This window comes from Pseudomonas sp. SWRI77 (assembly GCF_014269105.1).
Lineage (GTDB): Bacteria > Pseudomonadota > Gammaproteobacteria > Pseudomonadales > Pseudomonadaceae > Aquipseudomonas > Aquipseudomonas capeferrum.
The window spans coordinates 93,559-114,950 of record NZ_JABWRV010000021.1; the positions used below are offsets into that span (position 1 = coordinate 93,559).

Annotated in this window: 24 protein-coding genes and 2 tRNA genes; 15 read left to right on the plus strand and 11 right to left on the minus strand. The window is 62.1% G+C overall.

Translation table 11 applies throughout. The features are described 5' to 3' along the window. Positions 1–693, plus strand: coding sequence for an endonuclease I family protein (locus HU766_RS19515; protein WP_186659862.1), 693 nt, complete (start codon positions 1–3; stop codon positions 691–693). A 3-nt stretch (positions 694–696) separates the two neighbouring features. Here HU766_RS19515 and HU766_RS19520 read toward each other — a convergent pair whose 3' ends face one another. Beyond that, a complete protein-coding gene (locus tag HU766_RS19520; protein ID WP_033696882.1) occupies positions 697–1,122 on the minus strand; it encodes a GTP pyrophosphokinase in 426 nt (141 codons plus the stop codon). A gap of 115 nt (positions 1,123–1,237) precedes the next feature. After that, positions 1,238–1,807, minus strand: a complete 570-nt coding sequence (locus HU766_RS19525) for an SPOR domain-containing protein (protein WP_186659864.1) — start codon at positions 1,805–1,807, stop codon at positions 1,238–1,240. Between the two features lie 341 nt (positions 1,808–2,148). Between HU766_RS19525 and HU766_RS19530 the strand changes: the two genes are divergently transcribed. From HU766_RS19530 to HU766_RS19550, 5 genes are read left to right on the plus strand one after another with little or no spacing between them, the layout of a single operon-like run. Beyond that, the gene (locus tag HU766_RS19530) at positions 2,149–2,667 is read left to right on the plus strand and encodes a TRAP transporter small permease (protein ID WP_186659867.1); all 519 of its coding nucleotides are present in this window, start codon (positions 2,149–2,151) and stop codon (positions 2,665–2,667) included. Further along, positions 2,667–3,950 (plus strand): TRAP transporter large permease subunit, encoded by a 1,284-nt coding sequence (locus HU766_RS19535; RefSeq protein ID WP_186659871.1) that lies wholly within the window; start codon positions 2,667–2,669, stop codon positions 3,948–3,950. The genes HU766_RS19530 and HU766_RS19535 overlap by 1 nt, the downstream gene beginning before the upstream one ends. 29 nt (positions 3,951–3,979) lie before the next feature. Then, positions 3,980–4,975 carry a TRAP transporter substrate-binding protein gene (locus tag HU766_RS19540; RefSeq protein WP_033696877.1) on the plus strand — a complete coding sequence of 332 codons (996 nt, stop codon included), beginning with the start codon at positions 3,980–3,982 and terminating at the stop codon, positions 4,973–4,975. Positions 4,976–5,026: 51 nt separating this feature from the next. After that, a complete protein-coding gene (locus HU766_RS19545) occupies positions 5,027–5,830 on the plus strand; it encodes a carbon-nitrogen hydrolase family protein (protein ID WP_033696876.1) in 804 nt (267 codons plus the stop codon). A 25-nt stretch (positions 5,831–5,855) separates the two neighbouring features. After that, complete coding sequence (locus HU766_RS19550) at positions 5,856–6,656, plus strand: aldolase/citrate lyase family protein (protein ID WP_095064276.1); 801 nt, start codon at positions 5,856–5,858, stop codon at positions 6,654–6,656. A 51-nt stretch (positions 6,657–6,707) separates the two neighbouring features. Here the strand turns inward: HU766_RS19550 and HU766_RS19555 are convergent, their stop codons facing one another. Continuing rightward, positions 6,708–7,607, minus strand: a complete 900-nt coding sequence (locus tag HU766_RS19555) for a LysR family transcriptional regulator (protein WP_186659873.1) — start codon at positions 7,605–7,607, stop codon at positions 6,708–6,710. 112 nt (positions 7,608–7,719) lie between these two features. On the opposite strand from HU766_RS19555, the gene HU766_RS19560 reads away from it, so the two are divergent. Genes HU766_RS19560 through HU766_RS19575 form a run of 4 tightly spaced genes read left to right on the plus strand, consistent with a single transcriptional unit; the run spans position 7,720 to position 11,393 of the window. Next, on the plus strand, positions 7,720–8,388 hold the full coding sequence (locus HU766_RS19560) for an RraA family protein (protein ID WP_186659875.1): 669 nt from the start codon (positions 7,720–7,722) through the stop codon (positions 8,386–8,388). Positions 8,389–8,434: 46 nt separating this feature from the next. Continuing rightward, positions 8,435–9,484: a TRAP transporter substrate-binding protein DctP gene (locus HU766_RS19565; RefSeq protein ID WP_186659877.1), complete on the plus strand. Its 1,050-nt coding sequence runs from the start codon at positions 8,435–8,437 to the stop codon at positions 9,482–9,484. A gap of 26 nt (positions 9,485–9,510) precedes the next feature. Next, positions 9,511–10,119: a TRAP transporter small permease gene (locus HU766_RS19570; RefSeq protein ID WP_186659879.1), complete on the plus strand. Its 609-nt coding sequence runs from the start codon at positions 9,511–9,513 to the stop codon at positions 10,117–10,119. Further along, positions 10,113–11,393, plus strand: a complete 1,281-nt coding sequence (locus HU766_RS19575; protein WP_186659881.1) for a TRAP transporter large permease — start codon at positions 10,113–10,115, stop codon at positions 11,391–11,393. Before HU766_RS19570 ends, HU766_RS19575 begins: the two co-directional genes overlap by 7 nt. 46 nt (positions 11,394–11,439) lie before the next feature. On the opposite strand, the gene HU766_RS19580 is transcribed toward HU766_RS19575, so the two are convergent. Together HU766_RS19580 and HU766_RS19585 are read right to left on the minus strand one after the other, a co-directional pair. Further along, positions 11,440–11,516, minus strand: a tRNA-Val gene (locus HU766_RS19580). A 183-nt stretch (positions 11,517–11,699) separates the two neighbouring features. Then, positions 11,700–11,776: transfer RNA gene (locus HU766_RS19585), tRNA-Val, on the minus strand. A 201-nt stretch (positions 11,777–11,977) separates the two neighbouring features. On the opposite strand from HU766_RS19585, the gene HU766_RS19590 reads away from it, so the two are divergent. After that, positions 11,978–13,261, plus strand: a complete 1,284-nt coding sequence (locus tag HU766_RS19590) for an FAD-binding oxidoreductase (protein WP_033696870.1) — start codon at positions 11,978–11,980, stop codon at positions 13,259–13,261. Between the two features lie 50 nt (positions 13,262–13,311). Here the strand turns inward: HU766_RS19590 and HU766_RS19595 are convergent, their stop codons facing one another. Further along, complete coding sequence (locus HU766_RS19595) at positions 13,312–13,998, minus strand: peptidase C39 family protein (protein ID WP_186659883.1); 687 nt, start codon at positions 13,996–13,998, stop codon at positions 13,312–13,314. 223 nt (positions 13,999–14,221) lie between these two features. Between HU766_RS19595 and HU766_RS19600 the strand changes: the two genes are divergently transcribed. Further along, positions 14,222–14,401, plus strand: a complete 180-nt coding sequence (locus tag HU766_RS19600) for a hypothetical protein (protein WP_033696866.1) — start codon at positions 14,222–14,224, stop codon at positions 14,399–14,401. 77 nt (positions 14,402–14,478) lie between these two features. On the opposite strand, the gene HU766_RS19605 is transcribed toward HU766_RS19600, so the two are convergent. Together HU766_RS19605 and HU766_RS19610 are read right to left on the minus strand one after the other, a co-directional pair. After that, positions 14,479–15,231, minus strand: a complete 753-nt coding sequence (locus HU766_RS19605; RefSeq protein WP_033696865.1) for a TerC family protein — start codon at positions 15,229–15,231, stop codon at positions 14,479–14,481. 28 nt (positions 15,232–15,259) lie between these two features. Next, complete coding sequence (locus tag HU766_RS19610; protein WP_033696863.1) at positions 15,260–15,499, minus strand: hypothetical protein; 240 nt, start codon at positions 15,497–15,499, stop codon at positions 15,260–15,262. A 135-nt stretch (positions 15,500–15,634) separates the two neighbouring features. On the opposite strand from HU766_RS19610, the gene nhaR reads away from it, so the two are divergent. The 3 genes from nhaR (at position 15,635) to HU766_RS19625 (ending at position 18,580) form a co-directional block, all read left to right on the plus strand. After that, positions 15,635–16,528 carry a transcriptional activator NhaR gene (gene nhaR / locus HU766_RS19615; protein ID WP_033696862.1) on the plus strand — a complete coding sequence of 298 codons (894 nt, stop codon included), beginning with the start codon at positions 15,635–15,637 and terminating at the stop codon, positions 16,526–16,528. A gap of 104 nt (positions 16,529–16,632) precedes the next feature. Further along, complete coding sequence (gene sstT, locus HU766_RS19620) at positions 16,633–17,844, plus strand: serine/threonine transporter SstT (protein ID WP_186659885.1); 1,212 nt, start codon at positions 16,633–16,635, stop codon at positions 17,842–17,844. An 88-nt stretch (positions 17,845–17,932) separates the two neighbouring features. Further along, on the plus strand, positions 17,933–18,580 hold the full coding sequence (locus HU766_RS19625) for a DUF480 domain-containing protein (protein WP_186659887.1): 648 nt from the start codon (positions 17,933–17,935) through the stop codon (positions 18,578–18,580). 4 nt (positions 18,581–18,584) lie between these two features. On the opposite strand, the gene HU766_RS19630 is transcribed toward HU766_RS19625, so the two are convergent. From HU766_RS19630 to ahpC, 3 genes are all read right to left on the minus strand, one after another. Continuing rightward, positions 18,585–18,773, minus strand: a complete 189-nt coding sequence (locus HU766_RS19630; protein ID WP_186659889.1) for a hypothetical protein — start codon at positions 18,771–18,773, stop codon at positions 18,585–18,587. A 57-nt stretch (positions 18,774–18,830) separates the two neighbouring features. Then, positions 18,831–20,393: an alkyl hydroperoxide reductase subunit F gene (ahpF, locus tag HU766_RS19635; RefSeq protein ID WP_033696856.1), complete on the minus strand. Its 1,563-nt coding sequence runs from the start codon at positions 20,391–20,393 to the stop codon at positions 18,831–18,833. A 203-nt stretch (positions 20,394–20,596) separates the two neighbouring features. Further along, a complete protein-coding gene (gene ahpC, locus HU766_RS19640) occupies positions 20,597–21,160 on the minus strand; it encodes an alkyl hydroperoxide reductase subunit C (protein WP_033696855.1) in 564 nt (187 codons plus the stop codon). Positions 21,161–21,392: the final 232 nt, after the last annotated feature.

The following is a 21,392-nucleotide window of genomic DNA, read 5'->3' on the forward strand; positions in this document are numbered from 1 at the left end:
ATGAGAGTTACGCTTTTCGCTGCAACCTGCCTGCTGTTGGCCACCCCGCTTGCCCAAGCCGATGCCCCGCGCACCTTCCAGGAGGCCAAGAAAGTCGCCTGGAAGCTGTACGCGCCCCAGTCGACGGAGTTTTATTGCGGCTGCAAATATAAAGGCAACAAGGTCGACCTGGCCTCTTGCGGTTATGCCCCGCGCAAGAATGCGCAACGGGCTTCGCGCATTGAATGGGAGCACATCGTGCCGGCCTGGCACATTGGCCACCAGCGCCAGTGCTGGCAGGCCGGAGGGCGCAAACAATGCTCGCAACAGGATGAGGTGTACAAACGCGCCGAGGCCGACCTGCACAACCTGGTGCCCAGCATTGGCGAAGTCAACGGCGACCGCAGCAACTTCAGTTTCGGTTGGCTGCCCGAACAGCGGGGTCAGTACGGCAGTTGCCTGACCCAGGTCGATTTCAAGGCCAAGAAGGTCATGCCGCGCCCCTCGATCCGCGGCATGATCGCGCGCACCTACTTCTACATGAGCAAGCAGTACAACCTGCGCCTGTCGAAGCAGGACCGCCAGTTGTTCGAAGCCTGGAACAAGACCTACCCACCGCAGGCCTGGGAGCTGCAACGCAACCAGCAGGTGGCCTGCGTGATGGGGCGTGGTAACGCATTCGTCGGGCCGGTGAACCTCAAGGCCTGCGGCTGAGGGTCAGGCCAGTGTCTGCAGGTAGGCGCTGGCCTCCCGGTAACGGGCCAGCCGCGCCAGGTCGGCAGGGCCTGGGCAGGCGATGCGCGAGAGGTCGCTGTTGTCGGCCAGGTCGGCCAATTTGACGGTACGCGCCAGTGGGTCGACGCCCAGCCGTACCACGAAGTCCTGATAGGCCTCGCCGTCACGTCGGCTCAGCGCCAGCAAGGCGGCGAGAATTTTCAGTGCAAAACCTTCACGCGCCAGGTCGGACAGGGTCAGCGGGGTATCTTCGATCACATCATGAAGCACCGCGACGATCCGCTGCTCGGGCGTGGATACCCGCATCATCACGCGCAACGGGTGGAGGATGTACGCCGCCCCACCCTTATCGTATTGCCCTTCATGTGCCTTGGCTGCCACGACAATGGCCCGCTCCAGTGTAGACATGAGGCCCCTCCCCGTTCAGCTCTCCCAGTGCAAGCATAGCCCGCACTGGTCGCAGATGACAGGTCGGCTGCTGGCGATAGAGCCCTTGCGGCCTGCCTTGCAGCCTGGATAACCCTCAGCGCTGGGCGCCGTGCTGGATCACCACCGAATCGGTCCCCAGCTTGGCCATCACCTCGGCCTTGCGCGCCTCGGCTTCTTCCTTGGTGGGGAACGGCCCCATCAGCACGACAGGCTTGCCGTTGCGGTATTCGACAGAAGACGGGATGCCCTTCTCGATCAGGCGCGCTGTCATGTCGCTCAATGCGCCCATGTTCGCCCCCTGCACCACTTCGACATCCCAGCCTTCAGGGGCCGGCTCACCGGCCAGCGCCTCGGCGCGGCGCTGCAGGTCGGCACCGCCACACAGTTCGCGGATGCGCAGGTTGTTGCCGCTGTCGTCAACGATGATCTCATACTGGCCATCACGCTTGATCGCCACATAGCTGCGGTAGGCTTCGTACTGCCCGGCATCGTCCTTGCCGCGGACCTGGCCGCAGAGGGTGCCATTCGTGTCGATCCGCACGTTGCCGAACTTGGCCGTCTTGGGGTTGTGCAGGTGCTCGGCCACCTGCTTGTGCACGCCTTCGACCTCGTTCTCACAGCCCGCCAGGGCGAGCACTGCCATTACCACAGCCAGTTTGCGCACGCGTGTACCTCCAGATTCGAAGGGGCGGAGTCTAGCATGCCGACCCAGGGCAAGGACCGCGACCATACGTTACACCCTGCTACCGCGACGCTGCGACGGCAGTCCATTCCACCGGCAACGCCAGCCCACTGATCGCTATTTCTTATCCCCCTGATAAAAAACTTGAGGCAGCAGACACCGGGCGTTTCGTTGAACAATCCACACAGTCGTACGACGACGTATGTCCAATAATAAAAAGGTGACTCCATGCCCCGCTCACACCTACAGGTGGATGTTCCTGTCCGCGTTCTCGCACCAAGCGCTTTCGGCGCTCCCTGGGCAGTGATGCTCCAGGAGGCGCCATGAAAACACTGATCGATGGTTACTTCCTGGTTCTGAAGACGTTGGTGATCGGGTGCCTTGTCATCATCACCTGCCTGATTTTCACCAATGTCGTGCTGCGCTACGGCTTCAACTCGGGCCTGTTCTTCAGCGAGGAGATTTCCCGCCTGGCCTTCGTCTGGCTGGTGTTCGCCGACGCCCAACTGATGCTTCACGAACATGGCCACATCGGCGTCGACATCGTTACCCGACGGGTCTCCCCCGGCGTGGCCAGGTGCCTGCTGGCGCTCACTCAAGTGCTGATGCTCTACGTGACCTGGCTGTTCCTTGACGGCAGCTGGAAACAGACCGTGATCAACCTGCATGTAGGCGCCCCCTCCACAGGCATTTCCATGGCCTTGTTCCATGGTGCAGGCCTGGTCTTTTGCATACTCAGCGGGCTGCTGATCTTTACCCAGCTGGTCAGAAACCTCACGGGCACCCTGCCCGCCCACACCCCGGCCGAACCCTCGGCAGCCGAACACGGAGCAGTTGAATAATGGCCCTGTCTGTCTTCGTCGGCGTACTGATGGCCGCCATCCTGATCGGCGCCCCCATCGCCTACGCTCTGATCCTCTGCGGCGTTGCCTTGATGTGGCTGCTGGGCCTGTTCGATGGCCAGATCATCGCGCAGAACATCATCAACTCTGCAGGCAGCTTCCCCCTGCTGGCCATTCCGCTGTTCATCATCGCTGGCGAGGTCATGAACAGCGGTGGCTTGTCCAAGCGCATCATCAACCTGGCCATCACCTTGGTCGGCCACCTGCGCGGCGGGCTCGGCTACGTCACCATCATCGCTGGCGTGCTGCTGTCCAGCCTGTCCGGTTCGGCACTGGCGGACGCGGCCTCGCTGACCGCGCTGCTGCTGCCGATGATGGTCATCGCCGGCTACAACCGCGACCGCTCCGGCGGCTTGATCGCCTCGGTCTCGGTGCTCGGCTCGATCATCCCGCCCAGTATCGGCTTCGTCGTGCTGGGGGTGGCTTCCGGCCTGTCGATCACCAAGCTGTTCCTTGCCGGCATCGCCCCGGGGCTGATGATCGCCACCGCCCTGATCGTGGCCTGGTGGCTGATGTCGCGGCGCAATACCGAGGTCGAGCTGAGCCCAAAGGCCAGTGCCAAGGAGCGCCTCAAGGCCTTGGTCGACAGCTTCTGGGCATTGATGCTGCCGGTCATCATCGTGGTAGGCCTGCGCTTTGGCGTGGTCACCCCCACCGAGGCCGGTGCGGTTGCCAGCGTCTATGCCCTGCTGGTGTCGTCGTTGATCTACCGCGAACTCAGCCTCAAGTCGCTCAATGACCTGCTGCTGCGCGCCGGCAAGACCACCGCCGCCGTGATGTTCCTGGTCGCCGCTGCCTCGATACCCGCCTGGATGATCACCATTGCCGACATCCCGGGGCAGATCATCGACCTGATCCAGCCAGTGATGGACAACCCACGCCTGCTGATCGTGGTGCTGATGCTGTTGATCCTGGTGATCTCCATGGTCATGGACTTGACGCCGACGATACTGCTGCTTGCGCCCATCCTGGTGCCGGTAGTGACCGCCGCCAACATCGACCCGATCTATTTCGGCGTGCTGTTCATGATCAATTGCTCGATCGGCCTGATCACCCCACCCGTGGGCACGGTGCTGAACGTCGTATGCGGCATCGGCAGGATGCGCTACGAGGCGCTGCTCAAGGGCACGTTCCCGTTCCTGATCGCCGAAATCATCGTGCTGTTCCTGCTGGTCATCTTCCCCGAACTGGTCACCGTCCCCGCTCAGTGGTTCGGCCACTGATCCCCCTACAATAATAAAAGGCACACACCATGAAGAAGCTCGCCGTCATCGCCGCCCTGTTGCTCTCCAGCAGCCTGAGCATGGCCGCCGATTACAATCCGCGCGTGATCAAGTTCGCCGCCACCAGCCCCAAGGGCACACCACCGGCCATCGGCATGGAGCTGTTCGCCAAGAAAGTGCAAGAGCGCAGCGATGGCAAGATCAAGGTACGCACCTTCCCCAATGGCGTCCTGGGTGGCGACGTGCAAGTGCTGTCGTCGCTGCAAGGCGGCGTGGTTGAAATGATGACCTGGAACGCCGGGCTGATGATCAACCACGTCACCGACTTCGGCATCCTCGACTTCCCGTTCCTGTACACCGACACCGCCAAGGTCGATGCCATGCTCGATGGCGAAGTGGGCAAGATGCTCACCGACCAGTTGCCCGAAAAAAACCTGGTCGGCCTGGCGTTCTGGGAGCTGGGCGTACGCAACCTGACCAACAATGCGCGCCCGGTGCAAAGCCTTGAAGACATTGCCGGCCTGAAGATCCGCGCGCAGCAATCGCCGCTGTTCCTCGACGTGTGGGCTGCGCTGGGTGCCAACCCCACCCCTCTGCCTTTCACCGAGGTGCACACGGCACTGGAGACCGGCACCGTGGATGGCCAGGAAAACCCGGCGGCGCTGATCCTGGCCTCGCGCTTCAACGAGGTCCAGAAGTACCTGAGCCTGACCCGGCATAACTACAACCCGCAGATTGTGCTGATCAGCAAGACCTTCTGGGACACCCTCAACCGCGATGAGCAGCAACTGCTGACCGAGGTGGCCCAGGAAGTGCGCCTGGAGCAGCGCAGGATCTCCCGCGAGGCCGACAGCAAGGCCATCGCCGAACTGCGCAGCGACGGCATGCAGGTCAACGACATGCCAGCCGAAGAGGTCGCGCGGATCCAGGCCAGGATCCGCCCCGTGGTCGACAAGTACGCCGCCCAGATCAACCCCGAACTGGTCAGCAAGGTCTACCAGGCCATGGGCTACCAGGCGCAGTGACATTACCCGCGCCGCCCGTGGCGGCGCCCTTCAATTGCCACAAGGACCCGCATGAAAATCTCCGTTGCCCAGATTCATCCCGTGGCCGGCAACCCGGCCCTCACCCTGGAAAAGGTTGCCGAACTGGCACGTCAGACGGCGGCTGAAGGCTCGCGCCTGATCGCCTTTGCCGAATGCCTGATTACCGGTGGCGCTTTCGACAGCCGCGAAGACCTCGAACGCGGCGCCATTACCCTCGATGCCTTGGCACCGCTGCTGCAGGTATCGGCGCAGAGCGGCATCCTGATCGTGGTCGGTTTCTACGAACGGCATGAAGCCTCGGTGTACAACACCGCCGCGCTGATCGGCGCACAGGGCATCATCGGCCTGCACCGCAAACGCCATCTGCCGTTCATGATCGGCGACCGTTTCACCGACCGCCCGAGCGAGTGGGCGCCGCCGGTGTTCGACACCGAGATCGGCCGTATCGGCCTGGCCATCTGCTATGAAATCCGTTTCCCCGAGGTGGTCCGCACGCTGGCGCTCGAAGGCGCCGATATTGTCGTGCTGCCTGCCGCCTGGCCTGAGCAGGCGCGCATGCTGCCGGATATTTTCAGCACCGTGCGCGCGGCCGAGAACATGGTCTATTTCGTCGCGCCCAACCGCAACGACATGGATGAAGGCATGCAGTTCATCGGCACCAGCCACATCATCGAACCCTCCGGCAAGACCTTGGTACGCGCAGGGCTGGAAGACGGTGTGTACAGCGTCGAAATCGACCTGGCCAAGGCCCGCAACAAATCGCTGATACGTGACCCTGGCGTGTTCGAGGTGCACCCGTTCCGCGACCGCCTGCCCGAAACCTATCGCCTCTGATATCAGCCCAAGGCAGACCTTGACCATGAACCCAAACATCACACACACAACGCTGAAGGCGCGCATGGCACGCGGTGCTACCTTCGGCATGAACATTTACAGTACGGCCTGCATGCCCATCGAGGTGGCCGGCAACTGGGGCCTGGACTTCGTCTTCATCGATGCCGAGCACACTGCGCTGGGTGTCGACAGCCACATGGAGAAGCTCTTGCTGGCCGCCAACAGCACGGCCATCCCCTGCCTTGTACGGGTGCGTGGCACGCTGGAGTGGGACATCCGCAAGGCGCTGGAGATGGGCGCTTCGGGCGTGATCGTGCCGCAGGTCCACACGGCGGCGCAGATGCGCGAAATCATCCGCTACAGCAAGTTCCCCCCGCTGGGACGCCGCGGCGGTGACAGTTCGGTGCGCTCGGCAGGGTTCGCCGGGCCCGGCTTCGACTGGGCCACCTACACCCAGGCCGAAAATACCCGCAGCGTGATCGTGCCGATGGCCGAAAGTTACGAGTTCTTTGACAACATCGATGAAATACTCGACGTGGAGGGCATCGACGCCGTGCACTTCGGCCCTGCCGATTATTCATTGTCGCGACATTTGCCGGTCGACTACCGCCTTGGCAACCCCGAAGTGCTGCAACGCCTTGAGCTGCTGATCGAGAAGTGCCATGCCCGCGCGATCCAGGTCATGGTGCCGTGCTTCCCCGCAGACCAGGCCACCGCGCAGCGCCTCATCGAAATGGGCAGCGACATGCTGTTGATGGGCAGCGACCTGTCCTGGCTCAACCAGGCCGGGCAACAGATCTCGGCCGTTAAACGCGCACTGGCCTGAACGCCGGCCCGGCCAAGGCGCCTGCGCCGCGGCCGGGCACACCCGGTTTGATCAATCGACCAGAAAATTCTGTTTGACCAAGGTCGCCCGGATAATCGAAACCAAGGTATCAAGTTGCATATCCGGGCGTTCGGTCAAATAAGACAGGCAGAACTTGGCCGGCGGGATCGGCGGATCGCACGGTAATGTCTTCAACAAATCGACAGCCAGCAGGTCGCGAATCAAGGGTACCGGCAAAATACCAATGGCATGCCCTGCCGCTACCATCTTGGCAATAAAGGCCAGCGAGTTGCTCGAATGAAAGGCATGGCTGACCGAGCCACTTTCCTTCAGCCAGCGGTCCACCACTGAATACAGTGTCGAGGGCGCACTGTGGGTGACAATCGAATATTGCCGGGCCTGCTGCGCCAGAAAAGGCCCCGGGGCCACGTCCAGGTGCCGCGCCGCCACCCACTGGAAGGTCATCCACCCAAGGAATACATCGGTTACATCCTCACGCGTGGCCGGGTTGGTCAGCAGCGCGATGTCGAGTTCGTGGTCGTTCAGCTTGCGGTTGAGCACCGCACCGACATCGATGGATATCTCCAGGGTGATCTCGGGGAAGTGCGCCTTTATATCGCTGATTACCGCCGTCAGCCCGACCATCGCCGAACATTCGTCCGCGCCCAGGCGCAAGCGCCGGTGCTTTTTCTGCTGCGCGGCAAACTGCTCGAGTTGCGTGCTGTTGTTGAGCACCTGTTCGGCGTGGCGCAAAGCGGTATGGCCATCTGCGGTAAGGCTCATGCGTTGCTTGCTGCGGTCGAACAACTTGACGCTGAGCAGCGATTCCATTTCCTTGATCCGCGCCGACACTGCAGGTTGCGTCAGGTGAAGATGACGGGAGGCGGCATGAACGCCCCCGAGGCGGGCGGTCCAGTAGAACGCCTCGATCTGCATCAGCGTGATACGCATGATAAAAACTGCTCCGGTTACTGCTTACGGATTTTTATTATCGACCGTTAAGCGTGCTTGTTAGGATGACCGAAACCCTTCGAAAAAGCATCCGGCCTAATAACAACACCCTATGTATATTATCGAAGCACTGCCCGCCCCGATCAGCGCCGCTGAACTTGAAGTCTTGATCAACGCCGAACCGGCGACCATCGGCCACTTCATTACCCACGGTATTGCCAACCCGCACATCAAGGCACACTTTCAGAATGTCAGGGCCGTGGGTACTGCGGTGACCGTGAGGATGCCAGGCAACGATGGCGGGATTCTGCATTACGCCATGGGCTGCGTGCGCCCAGGCGACTTTCTGGTGGTGGACCGCTGCGGTGAACGCATGACCGCCGCCCTTGGCGGCGCCATGGCCTACGCCGCCAAGCAGGCTGGCGTGGCGGGGATCATCGTCGACGGCTACGTCACCGACCTGGGCGAAATACGCGAGCATGGTGTGCCAGTGTGGTCACGCGGTGCCAGCGCGATTACCACCCGCGTGATGGGCCTGGAAGGCGAGTTCTGTACCGCCATCCAATGTGGCGGGGTGATTGTCCACCCCGGCGATGCGGTGGTGGCAGACGAAAACGGCATGGTGTTTCTGCGCCCCGGCCAGGTGATCGAAATGGCTCAGCGGGCCATCGACTTTCAGCACAACGAAAAGCACACGCTGGCGCGGCTGGCCAAGGGTGAGAAATTCCCTGATATCGTCGGCTCGCGAACCACCATTGAGGCCGCGTCCCGCCCTCGTTGATCGAACAGCCCCAAAGTAGCTCCCGAACAAGCACAAGAGGACTACCGTGAAACTCAGCTCGCTGCTCATCCCCCTGGCGTTCGGCGCGCTGCTCGGTACCTCGCTGGCGCGCGCGCAAGACTACCCCGTGATGCGCTTCAACGTGGTGGGCGGTGGCAGCCACAACTACACGTTCCGGGCGGTTGAACAGCCGTTCTGGAATCAGACGTTGCCCGCGCGCTCGCAAGGCAGGGTCACCGCGCAACTGCTGGGGTTGTCGGAAAGTGGCCTGAAAGGCCCGGAGATCATTCGCCTGATGCGCTTTGGCGCAGTCGATATCGGCATGGGCGTGTTCGCCTTCGTCGCCGGCGACGATGCCACCTTCGAAGGTGTGGACCTGCCCGGCCTGGCCGACACCATCGACACCGCCCAAAGGGTCGCCAACGCCTACAAGCCGGTGCTCGAACAACGCATGGCCGAGCGTCACGGCATCAAGTTGCTGGCCACCGTCCCCTATACCGCGCAGGTCTTCTTTTGCCGCGATGCCGTGCACTCGCTGGCTGACTTGAAGGGCAGGAAAGTGCGCACTCGCGGGCGCAATATGGCCGAGCTGGTCAAGGCCATGGGCGCGGCGCCCGTCACCCTGCCCTTTGCCGAGGTGGTAACCGCCATGCAAACCGGCGTCATCGACTGCGCCATCACCGGCATTGGCTCGGGCAACGCCGCCAAGTGGTACGACGTTGCAGGCTACCTTTACAACCTGCCCGTGGATTGGTCGATCGGCTTCTATGGCATCGGCCTGAAGCGCTGGCAGCAATTGCCGCCCGAGGTGCAGCAATTGCTGCAGGTGCAATCGCAAGTGCTGGAGCAGGCCCTGTGGCAAGCGACCGCCAACGAGAACCGTTATGCCCAGGCCTGCAATGTCGGCGGCCCTGACTGCCAGATTCATCACCCCGCACACATGACCGCCTCGGCCCCGACCGCAGCAGAGCAGCAGACCCTGCGCCAGGCCGCACTGACCATCGCCAACGACTGGGGCAAACGCTGCGGCGGCCCCTGCGTGGCACGCTGGAATGCCACCGTGGGCGATGCCATCGGCATGCGCCTGGCCCCATGAGCCACCCTGCTTCGGAGACTACCCACATGCACACCGCCCGCTCAGGCATGGGAGCCATCAGCGCCATTGCCAAGGCCAGTACCTGGGTCGGCGGCTTCGCGCTGCTCACCTGCGCCCTTCTGATTGGCATCGACCTGATCTTGCGCAAGGCCCTGGGCATCTCCATGGGCGGCGCCGACGAAATAGCCGGTTACGTGCTGGCGATCACCAGCGCCTGGGCGCTCCCGGTCACCTTGCTGAAGCGCGCGCACATCCGCGTGGACATCCTCTACACCCGCCTTGGCCTGCGCCCCAGGGTCGCTCTCGACCTGTTCGCCCTCGCCTGCATGCTGGTGCTTGCCAGCACATTGGCCTACCACGCGTGGAACGTGCTGTGGGACTCCATCGAATACCGTTCAGTGTCAAACACGCCACTGCAGGTACCACAATGGCTGCCTCAATCGCTCTGGTTCGGCGGCTACGTGTTCTTTGCCCTGACTTTGTCGAGCCTGGTGGTCACCTGCACCCGCCACTTGCTGCACGGCCGCTGGCACGCTGTCAGCAAACTGATCGGCATCAACTCGGTGGAGGAAGATATCCAGCAGGAACGCTACCCCGGCAGCCCCGCTGCTGGCACGGGGCACAAACCATGCTGAGCCTCACCCTGATCGTGCTGCTCGCACTGCTGGCGCTTAGCGTGGCCGCTGCAGTCAGTGTCGGCCTGCTGGGCATGTCCCTGTCGCAGTTGTTCTCGACATTGCCGTTAAGCAGCGCCATGGGTGAAATTGCCTGGAATACCAGTAGCGAATTCCTTCTGGTGGCAATCCCTTTGTACATCCTGATGGGCGAACTGCTGGTGTGCTCAGGCGTGGCCGGGCGCATGTACCAGGCCGTCGAAAAGTGGCTGTCGTGGCTGCCAGGTGGCTTGATGAATTCGAACATCGGCGCCAGCGCACTGTTCGCCACCACCAGCGGCTCCAGCGTGGCGACTGCGGCCACCCTCTCGACCCTGGCCATCCCCGAGCAGGAACGCAAAGGCTACAACGCGCCGCTGTTTCTCGGCTCGATTGCCGCCGGTGGCACACTGGGCATCCTGATTCCGCCTTCGATCAACATGATCCTGTTTGCCCTGATCGCCAACGTGTCAGTGCCCAAGCTGTACCTGGCCGCGACCGTTCCCAGCATCATCCTGAGCGTGCTGTTTATCGCGTTGATCGTACTGGCCTGCCTGATTCGGCCACAGCTGGACGGCCGCAAGGCGCCTACGCGCTGGGCCGAGCGCCTGGCCTGCCTCCCTGACCTGTTGCCGCCACTGGCGATCTTCGCCCTGGTGATCGGTTCGATCTACAGCGGCTTCGCCACCGCCAGCGAGTCGGCAGCGCTGGGTGTGCTGAGCGCCTTGGGCCTGGGCCTATGGCGCCGGGCAATCACCTGGCAGAGCCTCGGTCAGGCGTTCGAGGCAACCCTGCGCACCACCGGCATGATCATGTTCATCACCCTGTCGGCGTTCTTTCTCAACTTTGTGCTGGCCTCCATTGGCCTGACCACCACGCTGGTCCATTTTGTCACTGACCTGAACCTTTCCCCCACGGCCACACTGCTGGCGATCATCCTGTTCTACATCGTGCTGGGTTGCTTCATGGACACGCTGGCCATGTTGATCACCACCGCGCCGCTGATCGTACCGATCATCGTCGCACTGGGTTTCGATCCGTTGTGGTTTGGGGTGGTGTTGATCGTGCTGTGCGAGATGGGCCAGATTACGCCACCGTTCGGCATGAACCTGTTCGTGGTGCAGAGCATTCGTGGCCGGGGCAACTTCATGGACGTGGTGTACGGCGCGCTGCCGTTCTGCCTGGCGTTGCTGGTGCTGATCGCGCTGTTGATCGCCTTTCCACAACTGGCGTTGTGGTTACCGGCAGCCGTTTAGCGGGCAATAAAAAAGGGCGATCCGTGTGGATCGCCCTTTTTCGATTTGGTAGGCACAATTGGACTCGAACCAACGACCCCCACCATGTCAAGGTGGTGCTCTAACCAACTGAGCTATGTGCCTGTCGTGTGGTGCGCATATTAGTGATCGAATGCGTACCTGTAAAGCTTTTTTTTCAGAAAAATCAAAAACTTTCGGTTTTGACCGGAGGGGCTGCTTCATGCCCCTTTTCGACCGGATCGACGCCCCCGCAAGGCCGCCCAATGAAAAAAGGGGCAACCCTTTCGGATTGCCCCTTCTTCGATTTGGTAGGCACAATTGGACTCGAACCAACGACCCCCACCATGTCAAGGTGGTGCTCTAACCAACTGAGCTATGTGCCTGTCGTGTGGTGCGCATTCTACGCACTCCGAAAACCATGTCAACACTTTTTTTCGCGCTAACTTACTGAATCTTAACCTCTTTATAGGAAGGCTTCGGCGACGGCCGGGTAAAGGATTTTCAACGGACGACTAGCGGGTGTTTATTATTATTGATAGCATCGCTACATTCGTTAAAAATATAACACACGAGGTTTCTCGAGCATGGCCAACACCCCCTACCCCCAGTCCTACTACGCCGCCTCGGCTAACCCGGTGCCGCCACGTCCGGCGCTGCAGGGTGAGGTGGAAACCGATGTGTGCATCATCGGTGCCGGCTACACCGGCCTGTCCAGCGCCTTGTTCCTGCTGGAAAACGGCTTCAAGGTCAGCATCGTCGAAGCCGCCAAGGTTGGTTTTGGCGCGTCCGGCCGCAACGGCGGCCAGATCGTCAACAGCTACAGCCGTGACATCGACGTGATCGAGCGCACCGTCGGCCCCAAGCAGGCACAACTGCTGGGCCAGATGGCATTCGAAGGTGGCCGCATCATTCGTGAGCGTGTCGCCAAGTACAATATCCAGTGCGACCTGAAAGACGGTGGCGTGTTCGCAGCCATCACCCCTAAACAGATGGGCCACCTGGAGTCGCAAAAGCGCCTGTGGGAACGCTTCGGCCACAACCAGCTCGAGCTGATGGACCAGAAGCGCATCCGTGAAGTAGTCGCATGCGACAGCTACATCGGCGGCATGCTGGACATGAGCGGCGGCCACATCCACCCGCTGAACCTGGCCCTGGGCGAAGCGGCCGCGGTCGAGTCGCTGGGCGGCATCATCTATGAGCAGACCCCGGCCATCCGTATCGAGCGTGGCGCCAACCCGGTCGTGCACACACCGCAAGGCAAGGTGCGCGCCAAGTTCATCATCGTCGCCGGTAACGCCTACCTGGGCAACCTGGTGCCAGAGCTGGCCGCCAAGTCCATGCCGTGCGGCACCCAGGTGATCACCACCGAGCCCCTGAGCGATGACCTGGCACGTACCCTGCTGCCGCAGGATTACTGTGTCGAAGACTGCAACTACCTGCTCGACTACTACCGCCTGACCAGCGACAAGCGCCTGATCTTCGGCGGCGGCGTGGTCTACGGCGCGCGTGACCCGGCGAACATCGAGGCAATCATCCGTCCGAAGATGCTCAAGGCCTTCCCGCAGTTGCAGAACGTGAAGATCGATTACGCCTGGACCGGCAACTTCCTGCTGACCCTGTCGCGCCTGCCGCAGGTTGGCCGCATCGGCGACAACATCTATTACTCCCAGGGCTGCTCGGGCCACGGCGTCACCTACACGCACCTGGCAGGCAAGGTGCTGGCCGAGGCGCTGCGTGGCCAGGCCGAGCGTTTCGATGCGTTCGCAGGCCTGCCGCACTACCCGTTCCCGGGTGGCCAGATGCTGCGTGTGCCATTCAGCGCCATCGGTGCCTGGTACTACAGCCTGCGTGACCGCCTGGGCTTCTGATTGATGCCTCGTTAACCTAACACCGGCCTCTTCGCGAGGCCGGTGTGCGTTCACCGCCCCAGGCTGTTCACGGCCTGCTTCGCGGCGATTTCCTGCCCTGCTCGGGCCAGTTCGTCAGCCGCCTGCAACCAGCGTTGCCGGTCTACCTGGGCGGGCAGTTGCCGCGGCGATTGCACCAGCACCGCCCAACTGCCCTGCTTGGCCCAGGCCGAAGCAAAATCATCAAAGGCCATCAGTTGCCTGCGGTGCATGCCTGAGCGCAACAGTACCCGCTGCTTGTAGCGGTCATAACCGATCAGCACCGCGTAGCGTGGCTCGCTCCACCAGGCTGAACCCTCCTCGTAACGCAGCAATACCGGGTTGCCCGCCGCCACCTGCGTCAGCAAGGCGTCCATCTGCTTGTCCAGCGCGTACACTACCATGCCGTAGTCACGCGCCACGCGGGGGATGCTGGTGTCCAGCGTTTCGGCGCCCTGGGGCAGGTTCAATGGTTTGTCCAGCAGGCCTGGCGTGATCGGCGCCCCCTGCTGCGAAAGCAGCGCTGCCAGGGCCATGGCGCCGCTGTGGTTGGCATTGCCACGGTAAAACGGCACGCTGCTGATCTCGACCCGCTGCGGCAGGCCTTTCAGGTTCGCGGGCGGTGCGCTGGCACAACCGGCCAGGCTGGCCGCCATCAGGCAGACCAGCAGCAGCCGCCGGGGGGCTGAGGCCAGCGGTTTGAAGGAAACTTGCTCCATGGGCACTCGCTTGTTCCGATGCCAGGCAGGCAGCGCCCGGCTCTGGGCTCAGATCATAGGGCCCACAGGTGCGCGGGTATAGTCCGACACAGGCTTGTAGCCAATCGGACCAAGCAATAGACCTTTGATCAATGGAACGTCACACGGGTCGAGCTAGACTAAAGCAGTGTCTGTAAGGCGAGCCCTGGCTGACAGCGCGCTTGCCCGAGAGAAGGAGGCACACATGAGCCTGACCCTGGCAATCCTCATGCTGGTAGGTATGTGGCTGAGCGTCGCAGCCGCCATGCTGTGGGGTGTACTGCGTATCGTGCGGCGTCATTCCCATCATCACTCCCTGCCCCCGCAGGGCCTGGCCAAACCTCAAGTTGGGCACAGGGTACGGCGGCAAGTGGAGGCGCATTAAACTCACGCTTTTGTGATGGTCCATTCGCAGGGCCCACCCCTGGCTTCAAGGCCAGCGGTGGGCCTGCGCCTTTTACATCAACCTTCTGCCGCTTCGCGCTTGAGCCGCGCCCGACGGGCCATGATGTTGAGGACCTCGATCAAGGTCGAGAAGGCCATCGCTGCGTACACATACCCTTTCGGTACATGAGCCCCCATGCCTTCGGCGATCAGGGTCATGCCGATCATGATCAGGAAGCCCAGGGCCAGCATCACCACGGTCGGGTTGTCATTGATGAACTTGGCCAGCGGGTCGGCCGCCACCAGCATCACGATCACGGCAGCGATCACGGCAATGATCATGATCGGCAGGTGCTCGGTCATACCCACGGCGGTAATGATGCTGTCGATCGAGAAGACGATATCCAGCAGCAGGATCTGGCCGATGGCTGCGGCAAAGCCCAAGGTGATGGTGGAACCGGCCTTGGACTCTTCCTTGGCACCATGCGGGTCGACGTTCTCGTGGATTTCCTTGGTGGCCTTCCACAGCAGGAACAAGCCACCTGCGATCAGAATCATGTCCTTCCACGAGAAGCTGTGGCCGAACACATCGATCACCGGCTCGGTCAGTTGCACGATCCAGGCCACGGTGCTGAGCAGCGCCAGGCGCATGACCAGGGCCATGCTGATACCAATGCGCCGCGCCTTGGAACGGTATTCCATGGGTAGCTTGTTGGTCAGGATGGAGATGAAGATCAGGTTGTCGATGCCGAGCACGATCTCCATGGCCACCAAGGTGGCGAGGGCGACCCAGGCGGTCGGGCTTGCGGCGAGTTCCAGCAAATATTCCATTTAATCAATCCTGCATCGGGTCTTGGGGTCAGATGTCCTGGGTCTTTTCGTGCTTTTCAGCATCTTTGGGCGGCTGGCCTTCGCTGCCGATGGCATCGCTCAGGGCCTGCTGGGCCGCTTCGTTGGTCTTGTCGATGGCCTGCTTGGCCGACTGGGCGGCTTGGTCGAGCATCTGCTGGGCAGATTTTTCAGCCTGATCGCAGCCGGCCAGGGTGAACAGGGCCAGGGCCAGCACCAAAGGCGTGCCAATGGATTTAAGCTGCAACATGGGTTCCTCGCTTGTCGATATTCCGGCGGCGCGCAACGCGCCTCATGGAGTCGCATTCTAGAGAGGCGAATACATCAGGAAAATTCGTATTTTCAGCGGTTATACTTCGGCTTTTACGAATCGAGAAATACACCGATGCTCAACTATCGCCAGTTGCACTACTTCTGGGCCGTGGCCAAGACCGGCAGCATCGCGCGTGCCAGCGAGCAGTTGAACCTCACCCCGCAGACCATCAGCGGGCAGATCAGCCTGTTCGAGCAGACGTATGGCCTTGAATTGTTCCAGCGGGTCGGTCGGCAGTTGGAGCTGACCGAGACCGGCCGCCAGACCCTGGTGTATGCCGAGCAGATGTTCCAGCTCGGCGGCGAGCTGGAAGCCATGCTGCGCGCCGGCCCGCAAGAGCAGATTCTGTTTCGCGTGGGGGTGGCCGACGTGGTCCCCAAATCCATCGTCTATCGCCTGCTGGCGCCGACCATGGAGCTGGACGAGGTGCTGCGCATCAATTGCCGGGAAGACAAACTCGAGCGGCTGCTTGCGGACCTGGCGATTCAGCGCCTGGACCTGGTCATTTCCGACAGCCCGATGCCCAACCACCTGGATATTAAGGGCTACAGCCAGAAGCTCGGCGAGTGTGGCCTGAGTTTCTTCGCCACCCAGGCGTTGGCGCAACGCCTTGCCGGGCCCTTCCCTGCCTGCCTGGACGATGCACCGCTGTTGATTCCGGGCCAGGAGACCGTGGTGCGTAGCCGTTTGCTGCGCTGGCTGGGGGAACAGCAGGTACAGCCGCGGATCGTTGGCGAGTTCGACGACAGCGCCTTGATGCAGGCGTTTGGCCAATCGGGCAGCGGCATCTTCGTGGCGCCCAGCGTGATCGCCGAGGAAGTGTGCCGCCAGTATGGCGTGCAACTGATCGGGCAGACCGAAGCGGTGCATGAGTCGTTCTATGCCATTTCGGTGGAGCGCAAGGTCAAGCACCCAGGGATCGTCGCCATTACCGAGGGGGCGCGACGGGAGTTGTTCCACTGGTGATGTGCTCGCCGCTTCGCGCGTGAACCCTGAAGACCGCGAACCTGCCCGACAAAGGTCTATGGTAAAGTTTCGCCCTTTTTGAACATGCCGGGATATCGCTGCATATGACCCCCTTCTTCCGCCTTCTCAACCGCACCAGCCTGGTGACGCAGATCGTCATCGGCCTGCTGGCCGGCATCGCCCTGGCGCTGCTCGCACCCGACGTCGCCCGCGACCTGGCGTTCCTCGGCAAGGTGTTCGTCAGCGCCCTCAAGGCGGTGGCACCCATTCTGGTGTTCATTCTGGTCATGGCCTCGATCGCCAACCACCGCCACGGCCAGGAAACCCACATACGCCCGATCCTGTGGCTGTACCTGCTGGGCACCTTCGCCGCATCGGTGGTGGCCGTGGTGGCCAGCATGCTGTTCCCATCCCACCTGGTGCTGAGTGCCGGCGATACCACGCTGAGTGCGCCGGGCGGTATCGCCGAGGTCCTGCAGAACCTGCTGCTGAGCGCGGTCGACAACCCGGTCAACGCCTTGCTCAATGCCAACTTCATTGGCGTGCTGACCTGGGCGATTGGCCTGGGCGTGGCGCTGCGCCATGCCGGCGAAACCACCCGCACCGTGGTCGAGGACCTGTCCAACGGGGTTACCTTGATCGTGCGCGTGGTCATCCGTTTCGCGCCCTTGGGCATCTTCGGCCTGGTCAGCGCCACCCTCGCCCAGTCAGGCCTCGAAGCCCTGCTCGGCTACCTGCACCTGCTGGCCGTGCTGATTGGCTGCATGCTGTTCGTGGCCCTGGTGATGAACCCGCTGATCGTGTTCTGGAAGATTCGCCGCAACCCGTACCCGCTGACCCTGCTGTGCCTGCGCGAGAGCGGTATCACGGCGTTCTTCACCCGCAGCTCGGCGGCCAACATCCCGGTCAACCTGGCCCTGTCGGAGCGCCTTGGCCTGCATGAAGACACCTATTCGGTGTCGATCCCGCTGGGCGCGACCATCAACATGGCGGGCGCAGCGATCACCATCACCGTACTGACCCTGGCCGCGGTGCATACCCTGGGTATCCCGGTCGACCTGCCGACTGCCGTGCTGCTCAGCGTGGTGGCGGCTGTCTGTGCGTGCGGTGCCTCGGGCGTGGCAGGTGGTTCGCTGTTGTTGATCCCGCTGGCGTGCAGCCTGTTCGGCATCCCCAGCGAGATTGCCATGCAAGTGGTTGCGGTGGGCTTCATCATTGGTGTGCTGCAGGACTCGGCGGAGACTGCGCTGAATTCGTCGACCGACGTGCTGTTCACGGCGGCGGCGTGCCAGGCTGAGGAGCGACGCGGGGCGTGAGGCTGTCGGGGCCGTGTTGCGGCCCCAATTGCCTTAATCAACGGCTTTACCTACGCTAGTGGCCTTTTCCTCGCAATGAGACAGGGCCATGTCCGAACACGAAACCGTAGGTGAAGGCCGTTTCAACAGCACCGAGATCCGCATTCTCGGCTCGCTGATCGAAAAGCAGGCCACCAGCCCGGAAAGCTACCCACTGACCCTCAATGCCCTGGTCCTGGCCTGCAACCAGAAGACCAGCCGGGAACCGGTGATGAACCTCACCCAAGGCCAGGTCGGCCAGGCCCTGCGGGCGCTCGAAGGCCAAGGCATGACCCGCTTGCAGATGGGCAGCCGCGCCGACCGCTGGGAGCAGCGGGTGGACAAGGCCCTGGAATTGGTGCCGGCGCAACTGGTGCTGATGGGCCTGATGTTCTTGCGCGGCCCGCAAACCCTCAACGAGTTGCTCAGCCGCAGCAACCGCCTGCATGAATTCGATGACACCGAGCAGATCCAGCACCAGCTGGAACGCCTGATTTCAAGGGACCTTGCCCTGCACCTGCCGCGCCAGGCAGGCCAGCGCGAAGACCGCTATACCCATGCATTGGGCGACCCGGCAGAAATCGAAGCGATCATGGCCTCACGCCAACAGGAAGGCGGTGCCCGCAGCAGCGGTGGCAGTGTTTCCGAAGAGCGCATGGAGGCCTTGGAAGCCCGGATTGCAGCGCTGGAGGCGCGCCTGGCCGAACTCGAAGGCTGAGCCATTAGTGCTCGGGGTCGGGGAAATTGCGACAGCTCTTGCGCTCGGCCAGCTCCCGCTCACTGGGGCGCTGGTCGACGAACACGGTGCGGCCGTCGGCGTAGATTTCCAGGTAGCCCCAGTGTAGGTCCTGCTCTTTCTGCCCGGGCTTGGGTGGCACTAGCCACCAGGGTTCGCGGCTGATCAGGGTCATGGTGAGGTTCCTGAGGGTGTCTGGGGTAATGATAGACACCCTCAGGCTGCTGCTGACTTACGCCGGGGCCGAAGCCCGAATCAGGTGGTCGAAGGCCGCCAGCGAAGCCTTGGCGCCCTCACCCACCGCAATGACGATCTGTTTGTACGGCACGGTGGTCACATCACCCGCGGCAAACACGCCGGGGATGTTGGTCGCGCCCTTGGCATCGACAATGATCTCGCCACGCGGCGACAGTTCGACGGTGCCTTTGAGCCAGTCGGTATTGGGCAACAGGCCGATCTGCACGAAGATGCCTTCCAGCGCCAGGTCATGCAGCTCATCGCTGGCGCGATCCTTGTAGCGCAACCCCGTCACCTTCTCACCATCGCCGACCACTTCGGTGGTCAGTGCGCGGGTGATCACCTTGACGTTCGGCAGGCTGTGCAGCTTGCGTTGCAACACGGCGTCGGCACGCAACTGGCTGTCGAACTCGATCAGGGTCACCTGGGCGACGATGCCCGCCAAATCGATGGCCGCTTCCACGCCCGAGTTGCCGCCGCCGATCACCGCCACACGCTTGCCCTTGAACAGTGGGCCATCACAGTGCGGGCAGTAAGCCACGCCCCGGGCACGGTATTGCTGCTCGCCCGGCACGTTCATTTCGCGCCAGCGTGCACCGGTGGCCAGGATCACGGTCTTGGCCTTGAGCGACGCACCGCCCGCCAGACGCACTTCGTGCAGGCCGCCATCGGTGGCCGGGATCAGCGCTTCACCGCGCTGCAGGTTCATGATGTCGACGTCGTACTGCTTGACGTGTTCTTCCAGCGCAGTGGCCAGTTTCGGCCCTTCGGTTTCCTGCACCGAGATAAAGTTCTCGATGGCCAGGGTGTCGAGCACCTGGCCGCCGAAACGCTCGGCGGCAACACCGGTACGGATACCTTTACGCGCGGCATAGATCGCGGCCGCAGCGCCGGCCGGGCCACCGCCGACGATCAATACATCGAAAGCGTCCTTGGCGTTGATCTTTTCGGCCTGGCGGCTGCCGGCACTGGTGTCGATCTTGCCCAGAATCTCTTCCAGGCCCATGCGGCCCTGGCCGAACACTTCACCGTTCAGGTAGATGCTCGGTACCGCCATGACTTTGCGCGATTCGACTTCGTCCTGGAACAGCGCGCCGTCGATGGCGACGTGGCGCACGTTGGGGTTGAGCACCGCCATCAGGTTCAGCGCCTGGACCACGTCCGGGCAGTTCTGGCACGACAGCGAGAAGTAGGTTTCAAAGGTGAATTCGCCTTGCAGCCCTTGGATCTGCTCGATCACTTCGGCGCTGGCCTTGGACGGGTGGCCACCGACTTGCAGCAGCGCCAGCACCAGGGAGGTGAATTCATGGCCCATGGGGATGCCGGCGAAACGCAGGCTGATGTCAGCCCCAGGGCGATTGAGCGAGAACGATGGTCGACGAGCGTCGGTCCCGTCCGCGCGCAGGGTAATCAGGTTCGACAGGCCGGCGATTTCCACCAGCAGGTCGTGCAATTCGCGGGATTTCGCGCCGTCGTCGAGGGAAGCAACGATCTCGATCGGCTGGGTGACCCGCTCCAGGTAGGTTTTCAGTTGCGATTTAAGCGTGGCGTCCAACATACGGGCGATTCCTTTTTCAATCTGCAGATACAAAAACGCCCAGGCAACAGCGCCCGGGCGTTTGGCGGGGCGGTAAGTACTTCAGCTTTGGCGGCTGCTTACCGCCCTCGACTGGCGCATAACGTCTATTCGTTCGTGAAGTGCCGAACGGCGATGAGTTTCAACGCAGCATGATCGTCGCGCAGGCACTTATCGGACGACGATCAGATCTTGCCGACCAGGTCCAGGGATGGCGCCAGGGTAGCTTCGCCTTCTTTCCACTTGGCCGGGCAGACTTCGCCTGGGTGGGCAGCGACGTACTGGGCAGCCTTGACCTTGCGCAGCAGTTCGCTGGCATCACGGCCTACACCACCGTCGTTGATTTCGACGATCTTGATCTGGCCTTCCGGGTTGATCACGAAGGTACCGCGATCGGCCAGGCCGGCTTCTTCGATCAGCACGTCGAAGTTGCGCGAGATGACGTGGGTCGGGTCACCGATCAGCGGGTACTTGATCTTGCCGATGGTTTCCGAGGTGTCGTGCCAGGCTTTGTGGGTGAAGTGGGTGTCGGTGGACACGCCGTAGATTTCCACGCCGAGCTTCTGGAACTCTGCGTAGTTGTCAGCAAGGTCACCCAGCTCGGTCGGGCAAACGAAGGTGAAGTCGGCCGGGTAGAAGAACACGACAGACCACTTGCCTTTCAGGTCGGCTTCGCTTACCTGAACGAATTCGCCGTTGTGGAAGGCGGTGGCGTTGAACGGTTTGACCTGGCTGTTGATGATAGGCATGAGAGACGCTCCTTCATGGGGTTGAAATCAGTTGACGGAGAGAATCCTAACCGCTGGCCCCCAGAAAGGCTCATTGGCAAACCTGATGCTGGCGATTGGTTTTGGCTATAACCAGGGTCTATTAATAGAAGAGATAGCGCTGAGCGGCGGTTGCTTTGTGTAGGAGCGGCCTTGCGTCGCGATGGGCTGCGAAGCGGCCCCAGGATTTCGGCGTCGAAACACAGATCCAGGG

Excerpts from the sequence above, each read along its gene's own strand:
- HU766_RS19515 (WP_186659862.1), top strand. The coding sequence starts at position 1 with ATGAGAGTTACGCTTTTCGCTGCAACCTGCCTGCTGTTGGCCACCCCG.
- HU766_RS19520 (WP_033696882.1), bottom strand. The coding sequence starts at position 1,122 with ATGTCTACACTGGAGCGGGCCATTGTCGTGGCAGCCAAGGCACATGAA.
- HU766_RS19530 (WP_186659867.1), top strand. The coding sequence starts at position 2,149 with ATGAAAACACTGATCGATGGTTACTTCCTGGTTCTGAAGACGTTGGTG.
- HU766_RS19535 (WP_186659871.1), top strand. The coding sequence starts at position 2,667 with ATGGCCCTGTCTGTCTTCGTCGGCGTACTGATGGCCGCCATCCTGATC.
- HU766_RS19540 (WP_033696877.1), top strand. The coding sequence starts at position 3,980 with ATGAAGAAGCTCGCCGTCATCGCCGCCCTGTTGCTCTCCAGCAGCCTG.
- HU766_RS19545 (WP_033696876.1), top strand. The coding sequence starts at position 5,027 with ATGAAAATCTCCGTTGCCCAGATTCATCCCGTGGCCGGCAACCCGGCC.
- HU766_RS19550 (WP_095064276.1), top strand. The coding sequence starts at position 5,856 with ATGAACCCAAACATCACACACACAACGCTGAAGGCGCGCATGGCACGC.
- HU766_RS19555 (WP_186659873.1), bottom strand. The coding sequence starts at position 7,607 with ATGCGTATCACGCTGATGCAGATCGAGGCGTTCTACTGGACCGCCCGC.
- HU766_RS19560 (WP_186659875.1), top strand. The coding sequence starts at position 7,720 with ATGTATATTATCGAAGCACTGCCCGCCCCGATCAGCGCCGCTGAACTT.
- HU766_RS19570 (WP_186659879.1), top strand. The coding sequence starts at position 9,511 with ATGCACACCGCCCGCTCAGGCATGGGAGCCATCAGCGCCATTGCCAAG.
- HU766_RS19575 (WP_186659881.1), top strand. The coding sequence starts at position 10,113 with ATGCTGAGCCTCACCCTGATCGTGCTGCTCGCACTGCTGGCGCTTAGC.
- HU766_RS19590 (WP_033696870.1), top strand. The coding sequence starts at position 11,978 with ATGGCCAACACCCCCTACCCCCAGTCCTACTACGCCGCCTCGGCTAAC.
- HU766_RS19595 (WP_186659883.1), bottom strand. The coding sequence starts at position 13,998 with ATGGAGCAAGTTTCCTTCAAACCGCTGGCCTCAGCCCCCCGGCGGCTG.
- HU766_RS19600 (WP_033696866.1), top strand. The coding sequence starts at position 14,222 with ATGAGCCTGACCCTGGCAATCCTCATGCTGGTAGGTATGTGGCTGAGC.
- HU766_RS19605 (WP_033696865.1), bottom strand. The coding sequence starts at position 15,231 with ATGGAATATTTGCTGGAACTCGCCGCAAGCCCGACCGCCTGGGTCGCC.
- HU766_RS19610 (WP_033696863.1), bottom strand. The coding sequence starts at position 15,499 with ATGTTGCAGCTTAAATCCATTGGCACGCCTTTGGTGCTGGCCCTGGCC.
- nhaR (WP_033696862.1), top strand. The coding sequence starts at position 15,635 with ATGCTCAACTATCGCCAGTTGCACTACTTCTGGGCCGTGGCCAAGACC.
- sstT (WP_186659885.1), top strand. The coding sequence starts at position 16,633 with ATGACCCCCTTCTTCCGCCTTCTCAACCGCACCAGCCTGGTGACGCAG.
- HU766_RS19625 (WP_186659887.1), top strand. The coding sequence starts at position 17,933 with ATGTCCGAACACGAAACCGTAGGTGAAGGCCGTTTCAACAGCACCGAG.
- HU766_RS19630 (WP_186659889.1), bottom strand. The coding sequence starts at position 18,773 with ATGACCCTGATCAGCCGCGAACCCTGGTGGCTAGTGCCACCCAAGCCC.
- ahpF (WP_033696856.1), bottom strand. The coding sequence starts at position 20,393 with ATGTTGGACGCCACGCTTAAATCGCAACTGAAAACCTACCTGGAGCGG.
- ahpC (WP_033696855.1), bottom strand. The coding sequence starts at position 21,160 with ATGCCTATCATCAACAGCCAGGTCAAACCGTTCAACGCCACCGCCTTC.